We start from the raw sequence: 24971 nt of genomic DNA on the forward strand, positions 1-24971 counted from the left end.
AGGCCGGGAGCAATCCCGGCCTTTTTTGCTCGATCGATGCTTGTATCCGGGAGAGTGGAGCCCCCTTCAGGATTGTGCTCAAATGACGCGATGAGGTCATCATGCGTCGCCTTGTCATCGCATCATGATCCCGGGAGTTCACCATGCGCATGATTTTTCGCTGCGATCCGCGGCTTGCCGAGCATCTGCCGCGGCCGTTCCCGGCCCGCACTGCGCTGCCCGATTGGCTGCGCGCGATGCCGGCGAAGGCGCATTCCAATATCCATGACCGCGACATCCGCACGGTCAAGCAATGTCCGCCGTTCGTCGATGCGATGGCCTACGGGATCATGATCCCGCTGCCTTGCGATATCAGGGTCGAGCACGGCGCGTTCGCATGGGACTGGGACATCCCGGAGCCGGCAACGCAGGGCCATCCGCGCGCGCCGCTCAGCTTCCATCCGCCTGCGCAATTCGCCGGCGCGCCGTTCGCCAACGGGCAGGCCGCGCTGAAATTCAACAGCTTCTGGACCATCGAGCTCGAGCCGGGCTGGTCGCTGTTCGCGGCGCATCCGGTCAATCGCGACGACCTGCCGTTCCGGCTGATCTCGGGCCTCGTCGATGCCGACCGGTTTCACGACGGCGGGATCAATTTCCCGGCAGTCTGGACGGAGCCTGATTTCGCCGGTGTGTTGCCGAAGGGGACGCCGGTCGCGCAATGCTTCGCCGTGCCGCGCGAGGCCCCCGAACTGGTGTTCGAAGCCTTCGACGACGCGCACAGCAAGGCCTATGAGAAGGTCGTTAGTGAGGTGCTGGCCGCGCCCAATGTCTACCGCAAGCATTTCCGCGCCAAGCGCGGACGGCTAACCACCTAACGCGATACGCAACGCGCGCTCATCGAGCCACAGCCGGCCGTGCGAGGCCGAGGTCAGCGCCATCGCGATCGATCCGAACAATTTTGGACGCAGACCATAGGCGCGCGCAAAGGCCTGCATCGCGGCGTCGGGCTCGCCGCTCTCCTGCAACGCGATCCCCAGATTGAGCGCGGCCTCAGCGAAATCCGGCTTGATCTCGAGCGCCTTGCGATAGGCGTGTGCCGCGCCATCCTGGTCGCGCAGATCCTGTTTGGCCACGCCGAGGTCGAACCACACCGAAGCCGGCGCTGGGCTCGTGGTGGCGCGCGCAAGCAGGCTCGCAGCCTTGGCGAGTTCACCATCCTCCCAGGCCAGCCGCCCGAGCCGCGCATTGGCTTCCTGATGCTCGGGGATGGCCTTGAGGATCGCTTCCCAGGCTTCGCGCGCCTGCGCCTTGCGGCCGGCCAGATCCAGCGTGCGCGCCTTCTCGACGAATGCATCGCGCTGCGGCTTCAGCGTTATGGCGCGGTCGAGATGCGTCAGGGCCGCGTCGAATTCACCTTCGCTGCGGGCGAGGCGGCCGGCGAGCAGCCGCGCTGCGGCATTGTCGGGACGCTGCGCAAGGCTCGCCTCGACATGCCTGCGCGCCGGTGCGATCTCGCCCTTGGCGAAGAGCACGGCGGCCAACAGATGGTTCAGCATCGGCTCGCCGGGTTGGCGCGACAGCCCGCTCTCGCAGAGCGCGATCGCCTCGTCATGCCGGCCGCCGTTGAATGCGGCAGTCGCGCGTCGAACGATATCCTCGGCGTTGTCCTTGCTCATTCCCGCACGTGACGTCTTCTGGCTCGATGCGCTCCATGCTATGCGGCGCCGGAGGGCATGGCCAGCGTCTATCGCGCCGCGGATTGTCCAGCCGCAGCGCGCACCTGCATGTGCGCATGGTGCTGCGCCAGCGTCAGTTGCTGGCTGATATGCGACAGTTCGGTCGCGGCGGCTTCGGCGGCCTCGCCGGCGGGCCCAGCGACGCGCGCGAACATCTCGGCCTCATAAGCGCGGACCGCCTCGCGCCAATCCGGCGATCCCACGAGGTGCCCCGCCAGTTCCGCCGCATCCAGCATCGCGGCGTTGACGCCTTCACCGCCGAACGGTGACATCAGATGCGCGGCGTCGCCGAGCAAGGTGACACCGGGCCGGTTGGTCCAGTGATGGCCGACCGGCAGCGCGTGAATCGGGCGGAGCGCGAACTGATCGCCGCTGGCGCGGAACAGGTCGAGCAGGGCGTCAGCCCAGCCGGCGAATTCGCCGAGCAGCGCCTGGCGCATGCCGGATGGCGAGGTGACGTCGAAGCGCCGTTCGGCCCATTCGAGCGGCACGCGGAAGATCGCGTAACCGCGCAGATGGGCGTTGCCGTTGCGCTGGACGATCAGGTTGCGGCCGGCGCTCTCCGCGCCCATCTTGCCGCGGCCGACCAGCTGCGACAGCACCGGGTAGCGTCGATCGACGTCGTCGATGCCGAACTCGATGAAGGTCAGTCCGCTATATTGCGGCCGATAGCGCGACACCAGCGGCCGCACCCGCGACCACGCGCCGTCGGCGCCAATCACGAGATCGAACGGCCCTTCGCGCGCGTCGTCGAAGACGAGATCGTAACGTCCGTCATGGCGTGGCGTGACCTCGCGCAGGCCGCGATCCCAGCGGACGGCATCCGGCGGCAATGATTGCAGCAGGAGATCGCGGAGTGCGGTGCGGTCGACCTCGGGACGGTCGCCGGTCATGTCGTCGTCCGCGAGCAGCAGCCGGCCGTCGCTGTCGTAAAGCCGGCTGCCCTGGTCCTCGTAACGTGCGATGCGCCGGAAGCCGTCGGTGAGCCCGGCGCGCGCCAAGGCGAGCTGGCCGCTCTCGGCATGCGGGTCCAGCGTGCCGCCTTGCGGCCGCTCAGTCGCCGAGCTCTCCCGCTCGAACACCGTGGCCGCGATACCGGCGATATGCAGCAGGCGGGCCAGCGTCAGGCCTCCGGGGCCGCCGCCGACGATAGCAATGCGAATTGGTTGCGAACTCATGGACACCACGCGCACATCAGGATACATAGGTACCTATCTAGTATAAATAGGTGCCTATGTAAATGGTGATGTCGTGATCGATTGGGATCTGTTCGACCGCCCCGCGCCGCTGGTCAACATGGCCTCGCGCAGCTTCCTGCGGCTCGGCGAGCGGCGGGTGAAGCCGCACGGCTTCAGCATCGGCCAGTTGCCGGTGCTCTATCTGTTGCGCGACGGCAAGGCGATGTCGCAGCGCGATCTCGCCCGCGCCGCGAAGGTCGAGCAGCCGTCGATGGCCCAGATCCTGGCGCGGATGGAGCGCGATGGCCTCATCCAGCGCACGCCGATGCCGGGCGATGGCCGCAGCCAGCAGGTCGCGCTGACCAAGGCGGCGAGGGCGAAATTGCCGGCCGCGCGCAAGGCGCTCCATCGCAACCAGGATCAGGCGCTGGCCGGCTTCAGCGCGGCCGAAGCCGCAACGTTGCTCGATCTGCTGCGGCGGCTGAATCAAAACCTCGATCGCATGGTCGCGGAGGAGGTCGAGAGCGGCGAAGCAGTCGACGCGTAGGATCGCAATGCCGCGCACAAGAAAAGGCCGGGAGCGATCCCGGCCTTTCTGTTCCCGTCATTGCGAGCGAAGCGAAGCAATCCACCTCGCAGCATAATACGAAGCATGGATTGCTTCGTCGCTTCGCTCCTCGCAATGACGATTGCGAGGGAGCGAGGCTGACTCTACTCCGCCGGTTCGGTCGCCTTCAGCGTCGGGTAATCCGTGTAGCCCTTGGCGCCGCCGCCGTAGAAGGTCGCCTTGTCCCATTCGTTGAGCGGGGCGCCGGCCTTCAGCCGCTCCACCAGATCGGGGTTGGAGATGAACGGCTTGCCGAACGCGATCAAATCGGCCGCACCTGCCTCCAGCACCTTCTCCGCCAGCGCGAAGTCGTAGCCGTTGTTGGCGATGTAAGTCTGCTTGAAGCGCTTGCGCAGCGAGGCGTAGTCGAAGGCCACGTTGTCGCGCGGGCCACCGGTCGCGCCCTCGATGACGTGTATATAAGTCAGCTTCAGTGCGTTGAGCTGGTCGACGATGTGGTCGAACAGCGGCTGCGGATTGGAATCGGAGACGTCGTTGGCCGGCGTCACCGGCGAGATGCGGATGCCGGTGCGGTCGGCGCCGGCCTCCTTGGCGACCGCCTTGGAGACTTCCAGCATCAGCTGCGCGCGTTTCTCGATCGAGCCGCCATAGGCGTCGGTGCGCTTGTTGGTGCTGTCCCTGGCGAACTGGTCGAGCAGATAGCCGTTGGCGCCGTGGATCTCGACGCCGTCGAAGCCGGCCGCCAGCGCGTTCGCGGTGCCGCGCTTGAAGTCCTCGATGATCCCGGGGATTTCCGACAGCTCCAGCGCGCGCGGCTCGGACACGTCGGCGAAGGTGCCGTTCACGAAGGTCTTGGTCTTGGCGCGGATCGCGCTCGGCGCCACCGGTGCGCCGCCATTCGGCTGCAGCGAGGTATGCGAGATGCGGCCGACATGCCAGATCTGGATGAAGATACGGCCGCCGCGCTCGTGCACGCGATCGGTGACCTTGCGCCAGGCTTCGACCTGTTCCTTCGAATAGATGCCGGGCGTGTCCTGATAGCCCTGGCCCTGCTGCGAGACCTGGCTCGCCTCGGTGATCAGGAGGCCGGCGGAGGCGCGCTGGCCGTAATAGTCCACCGCGAGCGGGCTCGGCACCATGCCGGGCGGCACCGCGCGGTTGCGCGTCAGCGGCGCCATCACCAGGCGGTTCGGCAAGGTCAGCGCGCCCAGCTTGTAGGGCTCGAGGAGTTTGGTCGATTGGCTCATGTGAAATGTTCCAGACAATGATCGATGAGGGAGAGTTGTGCATTGCGGCGACGAGCGCAATGGCCCGTCCGCAGATCAGCCGCGCACGATTCCGCCCATGTGGCCGGCATCGAGGAACAGGGTGTGCGCGTTCACATAGGAGGATTCATTCGAAATCAGGAACAGCGCAGAATAGGCGACCTCCCAGCCGGTGCCCTGACGGCCGAATGGCACTGTCACGGCGCGGTCCGATCGCCTGCGGCTGGCGTCGCGGCCCATCGGGGTGTCCATGAAGCCGGGCGCGATCACATTGCAGCGAATGCCCTTGTCCTCGCCGGCCCGCGCGATCGCTCGGCCGAGCGCGATCTGCGCCGCCTTGGAGGATTCATAGGCCGGGTTGCGGCCGCCGGCGCGCTGGCTCGCCATCGATGAGATCAGGATGATCGCGCCGCCCGGCGCCATCAGCTCGAGTGCCTGCTGCGCGAACAGCATGTGGCTGCGGACATTGACGGCGTAGTCGCGGTCCCAGGCCTCCGGCGTCATCTTGGGCAATGACAGGCCGGAGGAGATGCCGACATTCAGCGCCAGCCCGTCCAGCCCGCCGAGCTTTTGCGCACAGCGTTCGACCGCGGGCCCGATCGCCGCGGCGTCGGAGACATCGACCACATCGGTGAAGGCCTTGCCGCCTTCTTTGGTGATCTGCGCGACGGTGGCGTCGGCAGCCTCCTTGTTGACGTCGAGGCAGGCGACCGCGGCGCCCTCGCGCGCGAACAGCACGCTCATGGCGCGGCCGTTGCCGATAGGCGGTTCCTCGTCGACGGTTGTGCGCTGTCCTGCACCGACCACGATGATACGGCGGCCGCCGAGGCGGCCGTGGTTCTTCGCCAATCCGAGCGCCTCGGCGTGCAGCGACGAGGAGGGATCGATGGCTTTCGGTGCGTGGGTTGTGGTCGACATTGGCGTGCTCCCTGACGTCTTGTTGTTGTCAGGGAGCAGTAGCATGACGGCGCGCGCGAGGCGACGTGTCGTGCCGAAGCCTTGGCGAAGGCGGAAAATCCCGCGACGGGGAATATGACGCGCGAAGCGCGTCAGCTCGCGCCGAGGAAGTCGCGCTTGCCGACCTCGACGCCGTTGTGGCGCAGGATGCCGTGCGCGGTCACCGCGTGGAAATAGAAGTTCGGGAACGAGAACGCGCTGAGGAATTGCTGACCCTTCAAGGTCATGGTGCGGTCGGGGCCGATCGGGAAGGTGACGTCTCTTGCGTCGGCGCCGTCGAACTGCTCCGGCTTGAACGACTTCACATAGTCGATGGTCTTCGCCAGCCGCTGCTTCAGTTCGCCAAAACTCTTCTCGGTGTCGGGCGTCGATGGCACTTCGCTGTGGGTCAGGCGCGCGCAGCCGCGTGCGGCGTGGTCGCAGACCAGCTGGATCTGCTTGGTCAGCGGCAGCATGTCGGGATAGAGCCGCGATCCCAGCAGCACCTCGGGCGCGATCTTCTTCGCCTCGCAATGCGCCTCGGCCTTGGTCAACTCGCCGGTGAGGCTGCTCAGGATCTGCAAATATGCGGGGACGACGGCGTCATGGAAGGACATGTGATGCTCCCTGGTGCTGATGAAAGTCCGGATGTTACCGAACGGCGATGCTGCAAATGGGGCCGCGGTTGGAAGAATACAACTGCGGGGAGCTGTAACACTTGGTCAAATATTTCTTTGTTTTCCGTCATCCTGAGGAGCCGCAAAGCGGCGTCTCGAAGGATGCACGGCCCGGCTGGTGGCCGTCGACCCTTCGAGGCTCGCTCCGCTCGCACCTCAGGGTGACGGGAAAGACTGCGTAGCCCGGATGAAGCGCAGCGTAATCCGGGAGCCATGTCGGTTGCGTTCCCGGATTTCGCTTCGGGGCTACGGAAATAGCCAGCGAGACTACCGCATCCCCGGCATCGCGGCGTCCGCGGCCGGCTGGGCGCGGCCGCCGCCGCGCATCCGCGCGAGCAGCTCCGCGGTCGGCCAGGAATCCGCCGGCAGGCCGTATTTCATCTGCATCGCCTTCACCGCGCTGCGGCTCGCTTGGCCGAGCACGCCGTCGATCTTGCCGACGTCGTAGCCGGCGCGCGCCAAGAGCGCCTGCAGCTCCTTGATCTCGCCAAACGGCAGCTGCGCGACCGGGGCGTGCGGCCGCTGCATCGGCGGTGCGCCCGCGATGCGGCCGGCGAGATAACCGGCGGTGGTCGAGTAGATCAGCGAGTTATTCCACTCGGTGTAGGCGGCGAAATTCGGATAAGCGAGGAACGCCGGGCCCATCCGGCCCATCGGCAGCAGCAGCGAGGCCGGCAGCTCGTCATTCGGCAGAGCCTTGCCGTCGGTCAGGGTGACGCCGAGCGCCACCCATTTCGAGCGCGGCAGCTTGATGGTGAGGTCGGCCTGGTCCCACGGAAAATTCGCGGCCTGCGGCACGCGCACCTCTTGCAGCCACGGCTCGCCGCGCCGCCACTTCAATCCGTTGGCGATGTAGTTCGCGGTCGAGCCGATCACGTCGGGGCCGCTCGCGAGCAGATTGCGATGGCCGTCGCCGTCATAGTCGACGGCATAGTTGAAGTAGTGCGTCGGCAGGAATTGCGTTTGCCCGAGCTCGCCGGCCCATGAGCCGATCATCTCGTCGGGCGAGAGGTCGCCACGCTCGATGATCTTCAGCGCCGCGATGGTCTCGCCCTGGAACATCTCCGAGCGGCGGCAGTCATAGGCCAGCGACACCAGCGACTTCAGCGTTGGCAGATTGCCCATCTGGACGCCGAAATCGCTCTCCAGTCCCCAGAACGCCGCGATGACAGCCGGCGGCACGCCGTACTCCTTCTCGGCGCGGGCGAATGCGGCCGCATAGGTCCGGATGTATTGCTGGCCCTGCTGCATGCGATAATTCGCGGCCATGCGGCCGGCAAACTGAGTGAAGATCTGTCCGAACACGCGCTGGCCGCGGTCGCGGTTGACGATGCCCTGATCGTAGACCAGGTACGGCGCGGCCTCCGCGATCGTGCGCTGCGAGACGCCGGCGGCCACCGCCTTCTGCTTCAGCTCGGCGAGGAAGCGATCGAAGTTTTGCCCGTTGTGGCAGGACGCAGCTCGCGGTGAGACCACGGCCGCCGGGCGCGCCCTGGCCGGCGCCGGACCTGCGGGACTGGGCAGCAGCTGCTGTGCATGACCCAGCGAGGAGAGCGCCAGCGCCCCCACGATCGCTGCGATCATGATCGGGGCGCGGAGGGGAGATGCTGGCATCGATATCACCGGCTTGAATAGGGGGATAAAACTCATCCTGCATACACCAGGGCGACACCGGGCAACAACGGGGGCGCCTGTTAGACCAATTGGGCTTCGGCAGGTCGAAGAGCCGCCGCTATGATCGGGCCCAGGTGATTCGTGGGCAGGGGTGTCGGCGGATCGATCACGCCCGGAGGGACCCATGTGGAGTTTTCTCGAGCGTCTGTTGGATTCGTCGACATTTTCGCCACACGGCATCTGCCTGTTGTGGGAGCCGGAGCTGATCTGGCTGCACGTGATTTCAGACGCCATCATTGCCGCTTCGTATTTCTCGATCCCGTTTGCGCTCGCGATCCTCGTCTCCAAGCGGCGCGACTTCCAGTTCGGCTGGATGGCCTGGCCGTTCGCCGCCTTCATCCTCGCCTGCGGCCTCACGCATGTGTTCTCGATCTACACGCTGTGGGTGCCGATCTACGGTCTCGAAGGCCTGCTCAAGGCGCTGACCGCAATCGCCTCGATCTTCACCGCGGTGCTGCTGTGGCCGCTGATCCCGAGGATCCTCGCGATCCCGACCGAGGCGCAGCTGCGCGAGGCGCATGTCGCGCTCGCCGAGGAAGGGCGGCAGCGCCAGCACTCCGAATTCCTGCTCGAGCGCTTCCGCGAGGCGGAGGTCAACGAGAGCAAGATCCGCCAGGCGCAGAAGATGGAGGCCGTCGGCCAGCTCACCGGCGGCATCGCGCACGATTTCAACAACATCCTCACCGTCATCACCGGCACCATCGACATCCTGGCCGAGGCGGTCACCCACAACCGCCAGCTCGCCGAGATCACCGCCCTGATCCGCGACGCCGCCGAGCGCGGCGCATCGCTGACGCGGCATCTGCTGGCGTTCGCGCGCAAGCAGCCGCTGCAGCCGAGCGACGTCGACGTCAACGCGTTGATGGTCGACACCATCGAGCTGCTGCAGCCGACCATTGGCGATCATGTCGATATCGATTTTCGCCCGATGCCCGACCTGCCGCGCGCGCTGGTCGATTCCAACCAGCTGGTCACCGCGATCATCAATCTCGCGCTCAACGCGCGCGACGCGATGCCGAAGGGCGGCCGGCTGCGGATCGAGACCCGCACCGCGGAGCTCAAGCCGTCTGACGTGCACGGCCATGACGGGCTTGCCGCCGGCGATTACGTCGCGATCGCGCTGATCGACAACGGCCAGGGCATCACGGAAGCCGATCTCGCCAAGGTGTTCGAGCCGTTCTTCACCACCAAGGACGTCGGCAAGGGCACCGGGCTGGGCCTCAGCATGGTCTACGGCTTCGTCAAGCAGTCGAACGGGCACATCGTGCTCGACAGCGAGCTCGGCCGCGGCACCAGGGTCATGCTGTTTCTGCCGCGTGCGGCCGCGGTCTCACCGGCCGCGGTGCCCGAGCTGCGGCAGCCGGAGGCACGCGGCGCGCGGGAGATCGTGCTCGTCGTCGAGGACGACAGGCTGGTGCGCTCCTATGTGCTGACCCAGATCGAGAGCCTCGGCTACACCACGCTGGCGGCCAATAGCGGTGCCGAGGCGCTCGCCGTGCTCGACAGCGGCGCGCCGGTCGATCTCCTGTTCACCGACGTCATCATGCCCGGCGCGATGAACGGGCGCGACCTCGCCACCGAGGCCGAGCGGCGCCGCCCCGGCCTGCGCGTGCTGTTCACGTCAGGCTACACCGAGAACGCGATCGATCAGGACGGCAAGCTCGAGCAGGGCATCCTGTTCCTCGGAAAGCCCTACAGCCGGGCCCAGCTCGCCCGCATGCTGCGGGTTGCGCTGCGCGAGCGGCAGACACGGCTCGCGCAGGAGCCGGCGGAGTAGGCGCGCTTCCGTAGCGGGCGTGTAGCCCGGATGAAGCGAAGCATAATCCGGGATCAGGTCGTGAGGTGAGGCACCGCTCCCGGATTTCGCTGCGCTCCATCCGGGCTACGGATCGGCGCACATGACCAATCGTTAACCCGCGCCGCGTCGCTGCGACGCACGCCTTCCTCTTGCGACGCCGGCGCCAAAATCCCTACCTCAGCGGCGTCGATTGTGGCAGCATTCCACCTGCCGTCAGGGAACCACGATGAACTATTTTCGTACCGCGCTCCTGCTTGCCGGCCTCACCGCGCTGTTCATGGGCGTCGGCTATCTGATCGGCGGCGGCACCGGCGCCGTGATCGCGCTGATCGTCGCGGCTGCGACAAATCTGTTCACCTACTGGAATTCCGATCGCATGGTGCTGTCGATGTACGGCGCCCATCAGGTCGATGCGCGCTCGGCGCCCGAACTCTACAATCTCGTCGCCGAGCTCGCGCAGCGCGCGGCGCTCCCGATGCCGCGCGTATTCGTGATGGACGAGGCGCAGCCCAATGCGTTCGCGACTGGCCGCAATCCGGAGAACGCGGCGGTTGCCGTCACCACGGGGTTGATGCAGCAGCTCAGCCGCGAGGAGCTCGCCGGCGTGATCGCGCACGAGCTCGCGCATATCAAGCATCACGACACGCTGACCATGACGATCACGGCGACGATCGCCGGCGCGATCTCGATGCTGGCGCAGTTCGGCATGTTCTTCGGCGGCAACCGCAACAGCAACGGCCCCGGCATCGTCGGCTCGATCGCGATGATGATCCTGGCGCCGCTCGGCGCCATGCTGGTGCAGATGGCGATCAGCCGCACCCGCGAATACGCCGCCGACAATTATGGTGCGCGTATCGTCGGCCAGCCGATGTGGCTGGCGTCGGCGCTCGCGAAGATCGAGAATTCGGCGCATCAGGTGCCGAACATGGAAGCCGAGCGCAATCCGGCCACCGCGCACATGTTCATCATCAATCCGCTGTCGGGCCACGGCGTCGACAATCTGTTCGCCACCCATCCCTCGACCGCGAACCGCATCGCTGCGCTGCAGCAGCTCGCCGCCGAGCTCGGCACCCAGACCGCGCCGCGCCCCACTGGTGCGAGCTACCCGCCGCGCAGCCCGTGGGGCGGAGCATCGGGCCAGCGCGGGCCGTGGGGTTAGAGTAACATAAGAGCAGGTTGGACAGAGGCCGCGAAGGCGGTGCGCCGCCTCGCCCCGTTCTTACGGGGAGAGGGTTGGGGTGAGGGCTGTCTCCGCGCGTATGATGATAGTTGCATTCGCGGAGAATCCCCCTCACCCGGAACGCATCTAACGATGCGTTCCGACCTCTCCCCGCACGCGGGGCGAGGTGAAGCAGAGGCCGTAGCTACGCGCTCGCGGCGTCCAGCCGTGCGACCTGGTCCTTGCTCAGCGCGAGGTTCGCCGCCGCAACCAGCGTCGTGACCTGCTCGGGCCTGGTGGCGCTGGCAATCGGAGCGGTGATGCCGGGCTTGGCCATCAGCCAGGCAAGCGCAACCGCGGCCGGCTCGGCGCGGGTCTCGGCGGCGACCTCGTCGAGAGAGGCCAGAATGCGCATGCCGCGCGGGTTCATGTATTTTGGAATGCTGCGCGTCCCGCGCGGGCTCTTGGCGAAGTCGCTCTCCGAGCGATATTTGCCGGTCAGGAATCCTGCGGCCAGCGAGAAGAACGTGATCACGCCGACGTCGTTCTCCACACAGACGCGTTGCAGCGCGCCTTCGTAGCTCGACCGCTCCGCCAGGCTGTATTCGGGCTGCATGCTCTCGTAGCGGGGAAGGTTGTTCGCTTTGGAAATATCGAGTGCAGCCTGCAGCCGCTCCGGCGAGAAGTTCGAGGCGCCGATCGCCCTGACCTTGCCGGCCTTGATCAGTTTGTCGTAGGCCGCGAGGGTCTCTTCCTGCGCCGTCGTCTCGTCGTCCTTGTGGGACTGGTAGAGGTCGATGTGATCGGTCTGCAGCCGTCGCAGCGAGTCCTCGACGGCGCGTGCGATGTAGTCCGGCTTCAGCCCGACATTGCCGCCTCCCATGTCCATGCCGACCTTGGTGGCGAGGATGACACGGTTGCGGTTGCCGCGCGCCTTCATCCATTTGCCGATGATCGTCTCGGACTCGCCGCCGTGATGGCCCGGCACCCAGCGCGAATAGACGTCGGCCGTATCCAGGAATGTCAGCCCCTGATCGAGCACGGTATCGAGCAGGCGAAACGACGAGGCTTCGTCGACCGTCCAGCCGAACACATTGCAGCCGAAGCAGAGGGGAGGGACGGTGAGGCCGGAGCGGCCGAGCGGACGATGCTTCATGAGTGTTCTTTCTCTTGTTCTTGCGGGAGACGCGGACACTGAGGCAGATCGCCAGTGTTTGCAAGGCGCTGTGCCGTCACGACAAGCCGAGGCGGAGATGCCGTGAGGTGACGCGCGCGCGTCAGGTCAGGCGCGCTGCCCCTCCGTGCGGCATCGATCGTCGATCGATTCATTCGTCGCGCAGGAACGCGATTTCATTTGCCGTGCACTTGATGTAGATTGCGCGGCGAGCTGCCACCGGTTACGCCGAATTCCGGAGAATGAGCGGCAGCGCTCGTGGCCATCGGCAGGCCCTTTCTTCTTCATTTCAGTACGAAATCTTCTTCTGGCCTGGGCGACGCCCGGGTGAATGCCTTTTCATTCCCAGACAACGATGGAGGGATTGCCATGCATTTCTGCCTCTCAGGGGAATACACGCCGCGTGCGATCAACAACATCATGGAGAACCCGACCACCAATCGATTGGAGGCGGCCGAGAAGTTGATCGAGGCGGCCGGCGGCAAGTTGATTTCGATGTACAGCATGGCGGTCGACGGCCCCAGCGTGATGGTGATCTTCGACGTTCCGGATCCGACCGTCGCGCCTGCCATTACTGGCGTCGTCGTCGCGGCTGGCGCCATCCAGAACGTGAAGCTGGTCCGGCTGTTTACCCAGGACGAGATCAAGGTCGTGCGTCAGCACGCGGCCAAGCTCAAGGCTGCCTACTCGCCGCCGGGCAGCTGACGGCCACGGACGACCAAACGCGGCGCAGATCGATCTGATGTCACTCTCGCGCGGCGGCGCTTCGCAGCGTCCCGCGCGGAGGCGGGGCCGTTGCGTGTCGCTGATCCGGGGCGCGTCAACGGATGGGCATTAGCTCGGGCGGATGTCGCGCGCGCATGCTGGCTCGCATTAGCCCCGGCCGGTTGTGCCGTCGCGCGACGTCCGCTCCCTCGCTCGCAGCGCGTAGCCGAGCTGCTGCGGCATCTGACTTCACGCCGGCGTCGCGGCCGCTGGCGTGTCAGCTGGAGTCCGATTCCTCTTCCGCCTCCGCCTTGGGTGGCCAGGCGCCGCGCCGGACCAGCGCCTCGTGCAGCAGCTTCTCGATCTGGCCCTGGCGCGAGCGGAATTCTGCGGCGGCCAGCCGGTCGAGGATGTCGAGCAGCGGGCTGCCGAGCCGCAGCAGGATCGGCTCCTTGTCCGGCCCCTTCGGGCGCCCGCGCTTAGGCATACAGTGTCCCGGTGTTGACGACCGGCGTTGCATCCTTGTCGGAGACCAGCACGACCAGCAGGTTCGACACCATGGCCGCCTTGCGTTCGGGGTCGAGATCGATGTCGGTCTGTTCCTTCAGCTTGTCGAGCGCTTCCTTGACGATGTCGACCGCGCCTGACACCACAAGCTTGCGCGCGGCGATCACCGCGCTCGCCTGCTGGCGGCGCAGCATCACCGGAGCGATCTCCGGCGCGTAGGCGAGATGGTTGATCCACGCTTCGTTGATGGTCACGCCGGCAACGGCAAGACGCTCCTTGAGTTCGACGATCAGCTCGTTGGTGACCTGGTCGCCGCTCTCGCGCAGCGACAGCGTGCGTGCGGCCACCTGGTCGTGGCTGACGGCCTCCTCGGGACCGGCATGCGTAACCGCCTCGTCGAAATCATAGGGATGGCGGCCGGCGATGTGGCGCAGCGCCGATTCCGTTTGCGCGCCGACGAAGTCGGCATAGTCGTCGATCTGGAAGATCGCCTTGGCGCTGTTGTCGACACGCCAGACCACCACGGCGCCGATCTCGATCGGGTTGCCGATCAGATCGTTGACCTTCAGCTTGCCGCATTCATGGTAGCGGACGCGTTGCGATACTTTCGCGATCTTGAACAACGGCACGGTGGCCCGCAGCCCCGGCGCGGAATCCGTGCCGGCATAGGCGCCGAACAGCGTCAGCACCGCGCTCTCGTTCGGCTGCAGCGAGTAGATCGACGAGCCGAACAGGATGGTGACGACCAGGCTCAGCAGCGCGCCGAGCAGCGACCAGGTCGAGGCGTGCATGAACGCGCCGTAGCCGCACCAGACTGTGAGTACGAGAAAGAACAGCGCGAGCAGAAGCGCGACATAGCCGCTGCCGACGAGGATGGCCGGGCGGTCGTCGACCCTGACCTTGATTGTGGAAAGGCCTGAAGCGGAATGGTCTTGCATGGTCATGGGAGCAAACCCCTGATGCATCCAGCATAATTGCTGATATTTTTTGATATCATAAAATGAGCGCGGACGGAAGGAGGTTGCCATTTGACGATGCCGCGATCGGCCTATTCTCCAGTCAGAGCAATCACATAGGCGGGCCGCCGACGGAGCCCGGGTAGTTCAGGCTGGATCGGCGCACGGCCATCACCCGGGTCTGCGATCCCCGCTCAAGCCGAGCAGTGTGCATTGCGCCGCGCGTGCCTGGATCGCCTTGGATCGCCTTGGATCGCCGACAAAATGCCGCCTCGGAAAATCCGCTACGCCGCGCGAAATGAAGTAGAGAGTGCGGTGTATGTACAGACATTGCTGGCGCGCGGTCTGCGCGGCGACATCGGGCGGGGTTGGGGTCTTAAGGTGCATCACTCGGCTTCGATTGTTGGCCGCGCGGCATCGGCGACGCGCGCGAAATTGCCTGTCTGCATGATCCGGCTGGCCTGCGGTATCGTGATCGGTTGCGCGCTCACCGGCTTGGCGCTGCGCGAGGCCGCGGCGCAGGTGCCGTTCTCGTCGTTTCAACCGGTGCGGCAGATGGAGGCAGCGAAGCCGCTGGCGCGCGACGTCGACAGCCCGCCTGCCGTCAGCCAGCGGCTCGACGGCACCGCGTTCTTTGTCGACGATCTCGGCCACATGCTGACCGCGCGTCACGCGGTCGCGGACTGCGCCCGTATTGTCATCAGCAAGGAGGGCCGCGCCGTTGCAGCGCGCGTCGTGGCGCTGGCCGCGAGCGACATTGCCCTGATCAAGGTCCCGCGCACGCTGGGCCTCGCAGCGGTATTTCCGCGCGCCAGCGCGTCCGTCGCCAATGACATGGTGTTTGCAGAGGCTTATGACCGGCTGAAGCCGATGCTGGCGCATGGCGGATCGCTCGGCAATGCGTTCGTCGACACCACGCTGCGCGATCCCGAGCATCTCGTGCTGCGCTCGAATGTCACCTTCGGCACCAGCGGTGCACCGGTGCTGGATTCCCGCGGCCTCGTCGAAGGCGTGGTGAGCCGCAGGACCACGATCGATCGCGTGCTGGCGGTCGATGCCGCGCACGCCAAGTCCTTTCTCGCCGCCCACGGCGTGCGCTTCCAGGAGGACGACCGGCCGCAGATGAGCGGCACCGCGTCACGCGCGCATCGCGCCGCCAGCATCTCGGCGCGCGTCACATGCTTGCAACAATGAGCGACTAGTTGCTCCCGCGGACGCTCTCGCGTCGTCCTGTCAGCCTGCTGTCTGCGGTCAACCCTTGTCCAGAACCATGCTCATTCTGCGGGGCACGCTCGTGCTCTCGTTCGGCCTGCTGGTCTTCTCACCGGCGCCAGGCCATGCCCAAGACTTTCGCAATCCCGAACAGGCGCCGCCGTCATGGGCGCAGTTCGCCAAGCTGGTCAAATACCGGTTCGAGGAATGGATCGCGGCCGACGAGACGGTCGCCAATCGCTTCCGCAACTGGGTGATCGAGCATTCCGGCAAGGAGAACGGGCCGCCGCCGACGCTCGTGGTCCGCGCCTGGCTCAACCCGGACGGCACCGTCGAGCGCGTCAATTTTCCCGCCTTCAATGATGCCGGTGCGACCGAGGATCTTCGCACCATCCTGAAGCGCGGCAATGTCGGCGAGGCACCGCCGCCGGAAATGTTACAGCCGCTCAACCTGCGCTTCTCGCTCAATTTGCGTAAACCTTGAGCTGCTTCAATCGCGCGGTGTCGCCGCAGGCAATTCTAGACCTCGATCGAGATGGCGATCCAACGGTTCGCTGTCATTACGGCCTGCCGCCATGGCGGCGGCCAACCTGCCGGCTCTGCGGAATGTCGTTACCGCTGCCGCCATGGCTCGCCGACAAGATGGCGTAAGCAGCCAAGACGTTGGACGCAGCCAACTCGCTGGACCGGACGGCGTGGCCGTCGTCGGCCGCAGCCAGTGTTCCTCATACCAGTCAGGCTGGACTCGAAATGCGGAGACTGTCTGCTCGATCGTCTCGTCAGGGCTCTTTGGTGCCGGCATGAGGCGGCCTCTTTGCAATGCTGATCGCTGACGTCGCCCGAAGCCGGGCACCTCTGCTCATGGCCGATAGACGGCGCCTCGCGGGTCGGTCGCGCGATGCGAGGCGACGTAGTCGATCTCTCCGCGCGCAATCCCGATATCCCTGAGCTCACGGTCGCTCAGATTGGTCAGGCGGTCCCGTATCTGGACGCGGAGCTCCCAATCCAGGAGGGCGGTCCAGTACCTGCCGATGACCGCAAAGCGCGAACGTGCCGGCGCAATCGCTTGCGGCGATCCGGCGACATTGTAGGGCGTATCCATTGGACATCTCCCGACGGCTTGTCTCCGCATCACGGTGGCAGGACGCCGGCAGGTCTGCTTGACATGTCGCTTACATTTTCCTCACCGGCGGCTTACTCTTTCCGCGCCAGCCCGCACGAGAGCGCCCTCGGGCGAGCGGACGGCCATTTGGGGAATGGTGCCTTGCGCTATTTCTTCGAAGATTATTCGCTGGATACCGAGCGGCGCGAGCTGCGACGCGGGTTCGAGGTTGTCCCGACGACGCGGCAGGTTTTCGCGCTGCTTGATTATTTTATCCGCAACGCCGATCGCGTCGTCAGCAAGGACGATCTTGTCGACGCGATCTGGGATGGACGCGCCGTTTCCGATGCGGCGGTGACGACGCGTCTGAACGCTGCCCGGCACGCAATCGGCGATTCCGGGCAAGCGCAACGGCTGATCAGGACGCTCCCGCGACAAGGCTTCCGCTTTGTCGGCGTCGTGCAACGGGCGCAGGGTGCTCCGGCCGGTTCGCCAGCCACGGCTCTGGACGGCAAGAACGCAAGTCCACTCGTTGGCCCGGAATGGCTGCCCCACCGCGAGATCCGGAGCGAGTTGGACGCGCCGTCCGGCGCTCCAGGCTGCTTGCCGTCCGTCGCGGTGCTGCCGTTCGCCAATCTGTCAGGGGACAAGGAGCAGGACTATTTCAGCGACGGCATCACCGAAGATATCATCACCGAGCTGTCACGCTTCTCCGAGCTGTTCGTCATCGCCCGCAATTCGTCCTTCACATACAAGGGCAAGGCCGTCGACATCCGTCAGATCGGCCGGGAGCTTGGTGTGCGCTACCTGCTTGAAGGCAGTATTCGGCGTGACGGAGCGCAGGTGCGGATCACGGCGCAGCTGATCGATGCGCTGACCGGGGCGCATCGTTGGGCAGAGCGCTACGATCGCGAGTTGAAGGACATCTTTGCGGTCCAGGACGAAGTGGCGCGCACCATCGTCGCCGTGCTCGCCGACCACGTGTATGTGGCGGAGCTCGAGCATGCCAAGCGCAAGCCGACGGAGAATCTGGGCGCCTACGATCTCTATCTTCGTGGAATGGCGGAAACCTACAGATGGACGAAGCAGGGGAATGAAGCGGCGCTCCGCCTGTTCTACAGGGCGATTGAACTTGATCCCGAATTCCCGACGCCTTACGGCGCTGCGGCGATGCGCTTCGCCGTGCGCAAGGGGTTCGGCTGGATCGTCGATCGTGATCAGGAGATCGCTGAAGTCAGGAGGCTGGCCCGCTGCGTGATGCAACTGGGCAAGAACGACGCGATCGCATTCGTGCACGTCGGGCATGCATTGGGCTATGTCGCCAAGGACCTCGATGACGGCGTCGCCATGATTGATCGCGCGCTGGCGCTGAATCCGAACCTCGGCGCCGCGTGGGCACATAGCGGCTGGCCGCGGCTGTGGCTCGGCGATGCAGACCTGGCCATTGAGCACTTTGCACGCGCCATGCGGCTGAGCCCCGTCGATCCGGGTAAGTTCTGGCCGCAGGAAGGCACCGCCCATGCTCATTTCTTTGCCGGCCGCTATGACGAAGCATTCGCCTGGGCGGCGATGGCGTTGCGCAGCCGGCCGGATAGCCACGCCGCGTTGCGTATCGCTGCCGCAAGCGGCGTGCTTGCCGGACGTTGCGACGAGGCAAGGAGACTGGCGGCGCGATTGCACGAGATCGACCCGGCGCTACGCCCGTCGACCCTGACCACCGTGCTGGGTCCGTACCGTAACCCCGACGATGTGGCGAAGTATGCGGATGCGCTACGGCAGGCGGGTTTGCCCGATTGATGGCTGCAGCGCCGTCGTGCCGCTCGGCCATCTCACACCTGTCATCGCCCGGCTTGCCGCCTCCGCAGGAACCATCCCCGGTGTCGTCCTGGCGAAAGCCAGGACCCATTAGCTCAAATGCGCATTGTTGCGCGACGCGGGGGCCACAATCCCGTTCATCACGGAATGCGGTGGTCATGGGTCCTGGCTTTCGCCAGGACGACAACGAAGAGTCTCGCCTACAATGTCCGTCATGGAGTATGGGTCCCGGCCCCCCGTGCGCAATTGCGCACTAGGCCGGGACGACGCATGGGGTGAACACCATGGCCAAGCACCAACCCGGACGTTCGCGGCGCACTTTCGTCGGCACTGCCATCGCAGGACTTCCCGCCTCGCTCCTGCTGCGAGCCGCCGCGGCCTCCGACAAAATGACAAAACCGCAGGCCGAGTATCAGGACACGCCGAACGGCATCTACTCCTGCGGCCTGTGCACGCTGTTCGTCGCGCCCGATGGCTGCAAGGTGGTCGAGGGCTCGATCAGCAAGGACGGCTGGTGCAAGGCCTTTGCCCCGGTGGATTGACTCTTCACCCTCCCCTGGAGGGGGAGGGTCGTTGCGCATGCAGCGAAGCGGAATGCGCAGCGGGGTGGGCGATCTCTCAACACGGGCAGCGCGCGAGACGAGAGACTTTCACCCCACCTCGGTACGCATTTCGCTACGCTCCATGCGAACCGATCCTCCCCCTCCGGGGGACGATAAGAAAGCAAGACTACAGCTCCCGCGCGTTTGAAAACGCGAACGACGACACCCGCCGCGTCGTCTCGTCCAGGATCAGCGTGCGGGTGATCGGCGGCTCGGCGCGCTGGCTGCAATTCTCGCGCTCGCAGAGCCGGCAGTTGACGCCGATCGGGGTGCCCTCGGCCTTTTCCAGATCCATGCCGGTTGCATAGACCAGCTTTGCTGCATGCCGGATCTCGCAGCCGAGCCCGATCGCAAAGCGCGGCTGCGGCTGCGGATAGGGCGCGACCGGCCGCCGCACCGTCTGCGCGATCGAGAAGTAGCGCGTGCCGTCCGGCAGCTCGATCACCTGGCTGAGCAGGCGGTCGGGCATGTCGAAGGTGGAGTGCACGTTCCACAGCGGGCAGGTGCCGCCGAACTTGGAGAACGGGAAGGTGCCGGAGGAAAACCGCTTCGACACGTTGCCGGCATTGTCGACGCGCAGCAGGAAGAACGGCACGCCGCGCGCGTTCGGCCGTTGCAGCGTGGTGAGGCGGTGGCAGACCTGCTCGAAGCCGGCATTGAAGCGCTGCGCTAGCACGTGGACGTCGTAGCTCAGCGCTTCGGCGGCGGAATGAAACGCCTGGTAGGGCATCATCGCGGCCGCCGCGAAATAATTGGCGAGCGTGATGCGGTACAGCCGGCGCGCGGTGTCGTCGAGCGGGCCGGCGCGGCTGACGATGGCATCGATCGCGGCACCGCATTCGACAAAGCCGATCTGCAGCGCGAGCTGGAAGCTGCGGCCGGAACTGTCGACGAGCTCGGAGATCAGGAGCTGCCGGCGATGCCGGTCGAAACGGCGCAGCGTCTCGCGCATCACGTCGACCGGCATGACACGGGTGACGATCGAATGTTTTTCGCGCAGCCGTGTCGCGAGCGCCGTGAACAGGCCTTCGGTCGGCACGTTGAGCTCGTCGCGCAGATTTTCCGCTGCGGTCTCGAGCTCCGGAAAATAATTGCGGTTGGCCTCGATCAGGTCGCGCACCCGCTCGATCGGGTTGGCGTCGAACTGCGAGCCTTCGCGGTCGGCCATCTGCGCCGCCACCAGCGTCTCGCCGCGGCGCGCCTCGGTGTAGGCAGCGTAGAGCCGCTGCAACGCATGGGTCACGCCGGGGCAGAGCTCGGCGAGGTCGCGCAGCTCCTGCTTCGGCAGGTCGATCTGGCGGAACAGCGGATCGGAGAAGATCTCGTTGAGTTCCGCGAAGAAGCGGTCCTCGTCAGCGGTGGCGAGGTCGCGCAGATCGAGGTCGTAGGTCTCGGCCAGCCGCAGCAGGATCTGCGCCGTCACCGGGCGCTGGTTGCGCTCGATCAGGTTGATGTAGGAGGGCGAGATGCCGAGCCCCTCGGCGATCTGGGTCTGCGACAGCCCCAATTGCTGGCGGATCCGCCGGAACCGCGGCCCGACGAACAGCTTCTTTCCGGACTCGCCCGGCATGGCAGCCTTCCTGACCTATTTTGTGACTAAATTTACAAATCGACATTTATTACAAGTTCAGATGTTACATGACATCACCAATAAAAAACAAGGCATCTGTACGAACTTCAGCTTTTCGCGTTTATCTCCTGACACGCACTTCGCGATGCTCTGTCAAGAATGTCGAACCGGCGAGCAGGCTGCGGGGATCAGGTTTCAGGCGGCTGAGCAAAGGCAGCACGGTTTTTCAAAGGAGACTGACGATGAGCAAGGGCAGCAATTTCTGGGTGATCGGCGGCGAGTTCGGGTCGATGAACTTCCACAAGCTCGTCGAAGGCTCCGCCCAGGTCCGCGGTCCGTTCAAGACCCGCAAGGAAGCCGAAGAGTGCTGGAAGGAAGTCTCGGAAGAGAGCCGCCACAAGGCCGGCGTGCGCTTCTCGATCGTCGAGGAGCCGTCGCGGGTTTCGGCCTGAGCACCAGAATTATCAGAGCAAGAAAACGTCCAAGGACGGCGGCCCCATCCGGTTCATCCGGGTGGGGTCGACCGCTTTTGGGACACCCGCGAGCGGTTTTTGATCTGGGGATAAGTGGCAGCCTAAGTGCTTGGGAACCAACGTCCTTTGCGGACGTCGTGGTTGCTGATAGGTTAATGGGAGAGCAAACCCGTCACCACGAGACCGCAAGGCATGTCCGATCCGCAGAACACCGGCAGCGAGGCGCGCGAGATGCGCCCGACGCTGCGAGAGGCGCTGCGGCGGGCGCGGATCGAGGCGGCCGATCGCACCGGCGTCGTCGTCGAGTTGCGCGATGCCGAGGTGGCGCGGCTCGAGATCCTCAACGACGCGCTCGATCCGCTGTTCGCACAGGTGCCGGAGAAGGTCGACCTGTTCGACCGCGGCATCAGCCAGGGCGAGACGCCGCGGCTGTGGATCGACGTCGTCGCGCATGTGCTGATGGGCCGCGACAAGCGCATCTACCGCTTCGTGCAGGACACGAGGTTCGGCCGCATCGTGCTCGCCGAATCGCACGACGTGGCCGTGATCGTTGATGCCGTCACCGACTATGTCGCGCGGCGCCTGATCGAGCGCGAGCATGCGATGGTGGCAACGCCGCTTCCGGTTGCCGAGCCGCCGGCGCCGCCGCCCGTGCCGGTGGTGGCGCCGAAGCGCCGCGGCAGGCTCGGCATGTTCGTGCTCGGCTTCATCCTGGGCGCGCTGGCGCTGTTCGGCTTCGCACTGCTGGCGAGCTTGCAGAATTTCTAGAGCATGATCCGGAAAAGTGTGAAGCGGTTTTCCGATCGGATCATGCTCAAATAGAGATGGGGCGGGGGGCAATTTGGTCATAACACCCGCCTCGGCATTTTTCGGCGTGCTGGCGGCAGGCGCCGTGATCGGCAGCGCCGTGCTGTTCGGCAAATGGCAGAGGCTGCGGCGCGCCGAATATATCCGCACCTTCAAATGGCCGGCGGGCCTGCTGGCGCGGCTCGAGAAGCATCACCCCGGCTTCAACCGCAAGGACAGCGCGCTGGTGTCGCGCGGCCTGCGCCAGTTCTTCCTCGCCTATCTGATGAGCGGCAAGCGCTTCGTCTCGATGCCGTCGCAGGCCGCCGACGACCTCTGGCACGAATTCATCCTCTACACCCGCGAATACGACGCGTTCTGCCGCCGCGCCTTCGGCACGTTCCTGCATCACAGACCAGCCGTCGTACTGGTGAAGGAGCAGCGCCGGAGCAATGAGGGGCTGCGGCGGGTCTGGTGGTACTGCTGCAAATACGAGAACATCGATCCGGTCAGGCCGACGCGGCTGCCGCTGCTGTTCGCGCTCGACGCCAAGCTGAACATCGCGAACGGCTTCGTCTACCACACCGACTGCGAGGCGCTGCGCCGCAGCGGCATTGCCGGCAGCAGTCCCTATTGCGGCGGCGATTTCTCGGACTCATCGATCGACGGATCGTCGGCGGGTTTTGGCGATGCCGGCAGCGACGGAAGCCATGGCGGCGATGGTGGTGGCCACGGTGGCGGTGATGGAGGCGGCGACGGTGGAGGTGGCGGCGACAGCGGAGGCGGCTGCGGCGGCGGGTGTGGCGGCGGCGGTGGCGACTAGAGCATTTTCGAGCGAAGTGGACACCGGTTCGCGTGAAGAAAATGCGTCAGAACGAGAATCTAGAGCTCCGTTCCGATGCAATCGGAAAAAAGCTCTAGGACAGCCGTATCTGTTTGAGCTCGCGAATGCCGTCGTGATGGCCGAGGCCGCGCACGGTCTGCTCGCAGCGCCAGGCGTTGCCGTCGCGCTCGATCGAGAACAGATTGTAGGCCGCCGCCGGATAGTGCTTGCGCGCCAGCGCCGATGCCGACGGCACGCCGATCGCCGGGATCTTCCGCTCGGGGCCGTCGAACCACATCGTCGAATGGATGTGGTCGTGGCCATGCAGCACCAGCTCGACGCCGTGCCGCTTGAGCAGCGCGAGCAATTGATGCGAATCGGTCAACCGCTTGGCGCGGCCGTCGGAGTGCAGCGGGTGATGCACGAGCAACACGCGGAACGCATCTTCCCGCGACAGCTGCCCGAGGATCGTATCCAGCGCGCCGAGCTGGGCATGGCCGAGCCAGCCGGTCGCCATCAGCGGCGGCGTCGGCACCGCGGAGGAGACGCCGATCAGCGCCACCGGGCCGCGGCGGCGCACGAACGGAAAATGCGTCGCCGCGCCGTCGGCGTCGCCGCGCAGGTAGTCGCCGAAGTGGCTGACGAAGCGATGCCGGGTCGCGCGCACATAGGCGTCGTGATTGCCGGGGACCACGGTGACGTCGGCAGCGCCGCCGACGCCTTCCAGCCATTGCCGGGCCGGATTGAACTCGGCATCCAGCGCCAGGTTGACGAGGTCGCCGGTGACGGCGACATGGTCCGGCTGCTGCGCCTGCATGTCCGACACCAGTGCGTCGAGCACGTCGCGGCGGTGATATTTGTGACGGTTGCGCGTCCAGTTCAAATAGCCGAAGGCGCGTTTGCCGGCGAGATCGCGCAGCCGCGCCGCCGGTAGCGGCGGCAGATGCGGATCCGACAGATGTGCGAGGCGGAACGCCGCCATCACGCGATTCCCTTCGGATTGTCGGTGAAAAGTGGCCGGCAGCCGGTCATGTCGTGCTATCCCGAACGTCCTGCCCTGTATTGGCAAGAGCTGCGCAGGCGCGCAAGGATCAAAGCAAGGATCAAACTCAGAGATGTCGAGGGTTCAGTGACGGTCCTGCTCGATTTACGCAAGCGCTACGAGCCGCAGATCAGATGGGTGTTTCATTTCTACTGGCGGCTGGTCCGCAGCATGACGCTCGGGGTCCGCGCCGTGGTGCTGGACGCCGACAACAAGGTGTTCCTGGTCAAGCACAGCTACGTCGATGGCTGGTATCTGCCGGGCGGCGGGGTCGAGGTTGGCGAAAGTTTTATCGAGTCGCTGCGGCGCGAACTGGAGGAGGAAGGGCGGATCGAGCTCACCAGCGAGCCGGTGCTGCACGGCATCTTCCACAACAGCCACGTCTCGCCGCGCGATCATGTCGCGGTCTATGTCGTCCGGAACTACCGGCAGGACCGGCTGCCGGAGCCGAATCGCGAGATCGTGGCCTGCGGCTTCTTCGATCCGGCCGCGCTGCCGGAGGAGACCACCCCCGGTACGCGGCTGCGGATATCGGAGGTGCTCGAGGGCAGGCCGCCGCCGGCCACATGGCGGTGATGGACCGCGCCCGCGCCAGATGCTATCCCGCGCCCCACAATGACCGAACTGTCCCTGACCATCCTGCCCGAGACCCCGAAAGACGCCCAGGCGATCGAGCGCCTGCACGAGCGCACCTTCGGGCCCGGCCGCTTCGTGCTCAGCGCCTACCGGCTGCGCGAGCATGTCGATCATCTGCTCGATGTCTCCTTCACTGCGCGGATCGGCACCTTGCTGGTCGGCTCGGTGCGCCAGCTGCCGGTCACGATCGGCGACACGCCGGCGCTGATGCTCGGGCCGTTGACGGTCGAGCCGCCGTTCCGCAGCCGCGGCGTCGGCCGCGCGCTGCTCGAGCGTGCGATCAACGACGCGCGCGCCAAGGGCCATCGGCTGATCGTGCTGGTCGGCGACGAGCCGTATTACGCGCGGGTCGGCTTCAAGCCGGTGGCGAAGGGGCGGATGACGATGCCCGGCCCGGTCGACTACAGTCGCCTGCTCGTCATGGAACTGGTCGACGGCGCGTTCGAGGGCGTGTCCGGGCCGATCCAGCCGGACTGGAGCAAGGCGATCTGACATCCGCGCGAGCCATCGCCGGAACGGTTGCACCCTCCGACAATCTGAAGCACAGTTGAGACAAGCGCAGGGACAAGACCGGCGCATGTCATATCAACAGGGAGAG

General features: G+C 65.7%; 26 protein-coding genes. 14 read left to right on the forward strand and 12 right to left on the reverse strand.

What is annotated here, in order from left to right; translation table 11 throughout:
- The first annotated feature begins 143 nt into the window (after positions 1 to 143).
- Positions 144 to 854, forward strand: coding sequence for a hypothetical protein (locus AKN84_RS17590; RefSeq protein WP_050421939.1), 711 nt, complete (start codon positions 144 to 146; stop codon positions 852 to 854).
- Here AKN84_RS17590 and AKN84_RS17595 read toward each other — a convergent pair.
- Together AKN84_RS17595 and AKN84_RS17600 are read right to left on the reverse strand one after the other, a co-directional pair.
- The gene (locus AKN84_RS17595; RefSeq protein ID WP_050421940.1) at positions 843 to 1655 is read right to left on the reverse strand and encodes a tetratricopeptide repeat protein; all 813 of its coding nucleotides are present in this window, start codon (positions 1653 to 1655) and stop codon (positions 843 to 845) included. The two genes, AKN84_RS17590 and AKN84_RS17595, sit on opposite strands and share 12 nt — an antisense overlap.
- A gap of 68 nt (positions 1656 to 1723) precedes the next feature.
- Positions 1724 to 2893, reverse strand: a complete 1170-nt coding sequence (locus tag AKN84_RS17600; protein ID WP_050422023.1) for an FAD-dependent oxidoreductase — start codon at positions 2891 to 2893, stop codon at positions 1724 to 1726.
- A gap of 76 nt (positions 2894 to 2969) precedes the next feature.
- On the opposite strand from AKN84_RS17600, the gene AKN84_RS17605 reads away from it, so the two are divergent.
- Positions 2970 to 3440 (forward strand): MarR family winged helix-turn-helix transcriptional regulator, encoded by a 471-nt coding sequence (locus AKN84_RS17605; RefSeq protein ID WP_430649913.1) that lies wholly within the window; start codon positions 2970 to 2972, stop codon positions 3438 to 3440.
- 164 nt (positions 3441 to 3604) lie between these two features.
- On the opposite strand, the gene AKN84_RS17610 is transcribed toward AKN84_RS17605, so the two are convergent.
- The 4 genes from AKN84_RS17610 to AKN84_RS17625 form a co-directional block, all read right to left on the reverse strand.
- Complete coding sequence (locus tag AKN84_RS17610; RefSeq protein ID WP_050421942.1) at positions 3605 to 4708, reverse strand: alkene reductase; 1104 nt, start codon at positions 4706 to 4708, stop codon at positions 3605 to 3607.
- Positions 4709 to 4783: 75 nt separating this feature from the next.
- Positions 4784 to 5644, reverse strand: a complete 861-nt coding sequence (locus AKN84_RS17615; RefSeq protein WP_050421943.1) for an SDR family NAD(P)-dependent oxidoreductase — start codon at positions 5642 to 5644, stop codon at positions 4784 to 4786.
- 131 nt (positions 5645 to 5775) lie between these two features.
- Positions 5776 to 6279: a DUF1993 domain-containing protein gene (locus tag AKN84_RS17620; protein WP_050421944.1), complete on the reverse strand. Its 504-nt coding sequence runs from the start codon at positions 6277 to 6279 to the stop codon at positions 5776 to 5778.
- A 327-nt stretch (positions 6280 to 6606) separates the two neighbouring features.
- Positions 6607 to 7923: a lytic murein transglycosylase gene (locus tag AKN84_RS17625; protein WP_050421945.1), complete on the reverse strand. Its 1317-nt coding sequence runs from the start codon at positions 7921 to 7923 to the stop codon at positions 6607 to 6609.
- A 214-nt stretch (positions 7924 to 8137) separates the two neighbouring features.
- Between AKN84_RS17625 and AKN84_RS17630 the strand changes: the two genes are divergently transcribed.
- Positions 8138 to 9790 carry an ATP-binding protein gene (locus AKN84_RS17630; RefSeq protein WP_050421946.1) on the forward strand — a complete coding sequence of 551 codons (1653 nt, stop codon included), beginning with the start codon at positions 8138 to 8140 and terminating at the stop codon, positions 9788 to 9790.
- Between the two features lie 247 nt (positions 9791 to 10037).
- Complete coding sequence (gene htpX / locus AKN84_RS17635) at positions 10038 to 10970, forward strand: zinc metalloprotease HtpX (protein WP_050421947.1); 933 nt, start codon at positions 10038 to 10040, stop codon at positions 10968 to 10970.
- Between the two features lie 205 nt (positions 10971 to 11175).
- Here the strand turns inward: htpX and AKN84_RS17640 are convergent, their stop codons facing one another.
- Positions 11176 to 12126 (reverse strand): aldo/keto reductase, encoded by a 951-nt coding sequence (locus AKN84_RS17640; RefSeq protein ID WP_050421948.1) that lies wholly within the window; start codon positions 12124 to 12126, stop codon positions 11176 to 11178.
- A gap of 276 nt (positions 12127 to 12402) precedes the next feature.
- Here AKN84_RS17640 and AKN84_RS17645 point away from each other — a divergent pair, with 276 nt between their 5' ends.
- The gene (locus tag AKN84_RS17645; protein ID WP_244485234.1) at positions 12403 to 12849 is read left to right on the forward strand and encodes a GYD domain-containing protein; all 447 of its coding nucleotides are present in this window, start codon (positions 12403 to 12405) and stop codon (positions 12847 to 12849) included.
- Between the two features lie 277 nt (positions 12850 to 13126).
- Here the strand turns inward: AKN84_RS17645 and AKN84_RS17650 are convergent, their stop codons facing one another.
- Together AKN84_RS17650 and AKN84_RS17655 are read right to left on the reverse strand one after the other, a co-directional pair.
- Positions 13127 to 13336 (reverse strand): type II toxin-antitoxin system antitoxin, encoded by a 210-nt coding sequence (locus AKN84_RS17650; protein WP_050421950.1) that lies wholly within the window; start codon positions 13334 to 13336, stop codon positions 13127 to 13129.
- Positions 13329 to 14300: an SPFH domain-containing protein gene (locus tag AKN84_RS17655; RefSeq protein WP_128970939.1), complete on the reverse strand. Its 972-nt coding sequence runs from the start codon at positions 14298 to 14300 to the stop codon at positions 13329 to 13331. Before AKN84_RS17655 ends, AKN84_RS17650 begins: the two co-directional genes overlap by 8 nt.
- A 327-nt stretch (positions 14301 to 14627) precedes the next feature.
- Between AKN84_RS17655 and AKN84_RS17660 the strand changes: the two genes are divergently transcribed.
- Together AKN84_RS17660 and AKN84_RS17665 are read left to right on the forward strand one after the other, a co-directional pair.
- Complete coding sequence (locus AKN84_RS17660) at positions 14628 to 15506, forward strand: S1 family peptidase (RefSeq protein ID WP_244485236.1); 879 nt, start codon at positions 14628 to 14630, stop codon at positions 15504 to 15506.
- A gap of 76 nt (positions 15507 to 15582) precedes the next feature.
- A complete protein-coding gene (locus AKN84_RS17665) occupies positions 15583 to 16008 on the forward strand; it encodes a hypothetical protein (RefSeq protein ID WP_050421952.1) in 426 nt (141 codons plus the stop codon).
- A 375-nt stretch (positions 16009 to 16383) separates the two neighbouring features.
- Here the strand turns inward: AKN84_RS17665 and AKN84_RS17670 are convergent, their stop codons facing one another.
- Entirely contained in the window at positions 16384 to 16626 is a 243-nt protein-coding gene (locus AKN84_RS17670) for a DUF1127 domain-containing protein (RefSeq protein WP_050421953.1), read from the reverse strand.
- 162 nt (positions 16627 to 16788) lie between these two features.
- Between AKN84_RS17670 and AKN84_RS17675 the strand changes: the two genes are divergently transcribed.
- Together AKN84_RS17675 and AKN84_RS17680 are read left to right on the forward strand one after the other, a co-directional pair.
- Positions 16789 to 18423 (forward strand): winged helix-turn-helix domain-containing tetratricopeptide repeat protein, encoded by a 1635-nt coding sequence (locus AKN84_RS17675; protein WP_050421954.1) that lies wholly within the window; start codon positions 16789 to 16791, stop codon positions 18421 to 18423.
- Positions 18424 to 18725: 302 nt separating this feature from the next.
- Entirely contained in the window at positions 18726 to 18983 is a 258-nt protein-coding gene (locus AKN84_RS17680) for a hypothetical protein (RefSeq protein ID WP_050421955.1), read from the forward strand.
- 187 nt (positions 18984 to 19170) lie between these two features.
- Here AKN84_RS17680 and AKN84_RS17685 read toward each other — a convergent pair whose 3' ends face one another.
- Complete coding sequence (locus AKN84_RS17685) at positions 19171 to 20613, reverse strand: helix-turn-helix domain-containing protein (RefSeq protein WP_050421956.1); 1443 nt, start codon at positions 20611 to 20613, stop codon at positions 19171 to 19173.
- A 242-nt stretch (positions 20614 to 20855) separates the two neighbouring features.
- On the opposite strand from AKN84_RS17685, the gene AKN84_RS17690 reads away from it, so the two are divergent.
- The 3 genes from AKN84_RS17690 (at position 20856) to AKN84_RS47390 (ending at position 22695) form a co-directional block, all read left to right on the forward strand.
- Entirely contained in the window at positions 20856 to 21065 is a 210-nt protein-coding gene (locus AKN84_RS17690) for a DUF4170 domain-containing protein (RefSeq protein ID WP_016839740.1), read from the forward strand.
- Positions 21066 to 21278: 213 nt separating this feature from the next.
- Entirely contained in the window at positions 21279 to 21854 is a 576-nt protein-coding gene (locus AKN84_RS17695; RefSeq protein ID WP_050421957.1) for a hypothetical protein, read from the forward strand.
- 73 nt (positions 21855 to 21927) lie between these two features.
- Positions 21928 to 22695, forward strand: coding sequence for a glycine-rich domain-containing protein (locus tag AKN84_RS47390; protein WP_157863316.1), 768 nt, complete (start codon positions 21928 to 21930; stop codon positions 22693 to 22695).
- Between the two features lie 94 nt (positions 22696 to 22789).
- On the opposite strand, the gene AKN84_RS17705 is transcribed toward AKN84_RS47390, so the two are convergent.
- Positions 22790 to 23677: a metallophosphoesterase family protein gene (locus tag AKN84_RS17705; protein ID WP_050421959.1), complete on the reverse strand. Its 888-nt coding sequence runs from the start codon at positions 23675 to 23677 to the stop codon at positions 22790 to 22792.
- 231 nt (positions 23678 to 23908) lie between these two features.
- Between AKN84_RS17705 and AKN84_RS17710 the strand changes: the two genes are divergently transcribed.
- Entirely contained in the window at positions 23909 to 24313 is a 405-nt protein-coding gene (locus tag AKN84_RS17710) for an NUDIX domain-containing protein (RefSeq protein WP_430649914.1), read from the forward strand.
- Between the two features lie 39 nt (positions 24314 to 24352).
- The gene (locus tag AKN84_RS17715) at positions 24353 to 24865 is read left to right on the forward strand and encodes a GNAT family N-acetyltransferase (protein WP_050421960.1); all 513 of its coding nucleotides are present in this window, start codon (positions 24353 to 24355) and stop codon (positions 24863 to 24865) included.
- Positions 24866 to 24971: the final 106 nt, after the last annotated feature.

It is taken from the genome of Bradyrhizobium tropiciagri (assembly GCF_001189845.1).
GTDB classification, from domain to species: domain Bacteria; phylum Pseudomonadota; class Alphaproteobacteria; order Rhizobiales; family Xanthobacteraceae; genus Bradyrhizobium; species Bradyrhizobium tropiciagri.

What these genes read in the sequence shown, in the direction of transcription:
- AKN84_RS17590 (WP_050421939.1), top strand. Translation starts at nt 144, where the DNA reads ATGCGCATGATTTTTCGCTGCGATCCGCGGCTTGCCGAGCATCTGCCG.
- AKN84_RS17595 (WP_050421940.1), bottom strand. Translation starts at nt 1,655, where the DNA reads ATGAGCAAGGACAACGCCGAGGATATCGTTCGACGCGCGACTGCCGCA.
- AKN84_RS17600 (WP_050422023.1), bottom strand. Translation starts at nt 2,893, where the DNA reads ATGAGTTCGCAACCAATTCGCATTGCTATCGTCGGCGGCGGCCCCGGA.
- AKN84_RS17610 (WP_050421942.1), bottom strand. Translation starts at nt 4,708, where the DNA reads ATGAGCCAATCGACCAAACTCCTCGAGCCCTACAAGCTGGGCGCGCTG.
- AKN84_RS17615 (WP_050421943.1), bottom strand. Translation starts at nt 5,644, where the DNA reads ATGTCGACCACAACCCACGCACCGAAAGCCATCGATCCCTCCTCGTCG.
- AKN84_RS17620 (WP_050421944.1), bottom strand. Translation starts at nt 6,279, where the DNA reads ATGTCCTTCCATGACGCCGTCGTCCCCGCATATTTGCAGATCCTGAGC.
- AKN84_RS17625 (WP_050421945.1), bottom strand. Translation starts at nt 7,923, where the DNA reads ATGATCGCAGCGATCGTGGGGGCGCTGGCGCTCTCCTCGCTGGGTCAT.
- AKN84_RS17630 (WP_050421946.1), top strand. Translation starts at nt 8,138, where the DNA reads ATGTGGAGTTTTCTCGAGCGTCTGTTGGATTCGTCGACATTTTCGCCA.
- htpX (WP_050421947.1), top strand. Translation starts at nt 10,038, where the DNA reads ATGAACTATTTTCGTACCGCGCTCCTGCTTGCCGGCCTCACCGCGCTG.
- AKN84_RS17640 (WP_050421948.1), bottom strand. Translation starts at nt 12,126, where the DNA reads ATGAAGCATCGTCCGCTCGGCCGCTCCGGCCTCACCGTCCCTCCCCTC.
- AKN84_RS17650 (WP_050421950.1), bottom strand. Translation starts at nt 13,336, where the DNA reads ATGCCTAAGCGCGGGCGCCCGAAGGGGCCGGACAAGGAGCCGATCCTG.
- AKN84_RS17655 (WP_128970939.1), bottom strand. Translation starts at nt 14,300, where the DNA reads ATGACCATGCAAGACCATTCCGCTTCAGGCCTTTCCACAATCAAGGTC.
- AKN84_RS17665 (WP_050421952.1), top strand. Translation starts at nt 15,583, where the DNA reads ATGCTCATTCTGCGGGGCACGCTCGTGCTCTCGTTCGGCCTGCTGGTC.
- AKN84_RS17670 (WP_050421953.1), bottom strand. Translation starts at nt 16,626, where the DNA reads ATGGATACGCCCTACAATGTCGCCGGATCGCCGCAAGCGATTGCGCCG.
- AKN84_RS17680 (WP_050421955.1), top strand. Translation starts at nt 18,726, where the DNA reads ATGGCCAAGCACCAACCCGGACGTTCGCGGCGCACTTTCGTCGGCACT.
- AKN84_RS17685 (WP_050421956.1), bottom strand. Translation starts at nt 20,613, where the DNA reads ATGCCGGGCGAGTCCGGAAAGAAGCTGTTCGTCGGGCCGCGGTTCCGG.
- AKN84_RS17690 (WP_016839740.1), top strand. Translation starts at nt 20,856, where the DNA reads ATGAGCAAGGGCAGCAATTTCTGGGTGATCGGCGGCGAGTTCGGGTCG.
- AKN84_RS17695 (WP_050421957.1), top strand. Translation starts at nt 21,279, where the DNA reads ATGTCCGATCCGCAGAACACCGGCAGCGAGGCGCGCGAGATGCGCCCG.
- AKN84_RS17705 (WP_050421959.1), bottom strand. Translation starts at nt 23,677, where the DNA reads ATGGCGGCGTTCCGCCTCGCACATCTGTCGGATCCGCATCTGCCGCCG.
- AKN84_RS17710 (WP_430649914.1), top strand. Translation starts at nt 23,909, where the DNA reads ATGACGCTCGGGGTCCGCGCCGTGGTGCTGGACGCCGACAACAAGGTG.
- AKN84_RS17715 (WP_050421960.1), top strand. Translation starts at nt 24,353, where the DNA reads ATGACCGAACTGTCCCTGACCATCCTGCCCGAGACCCCGAAAGACGCC.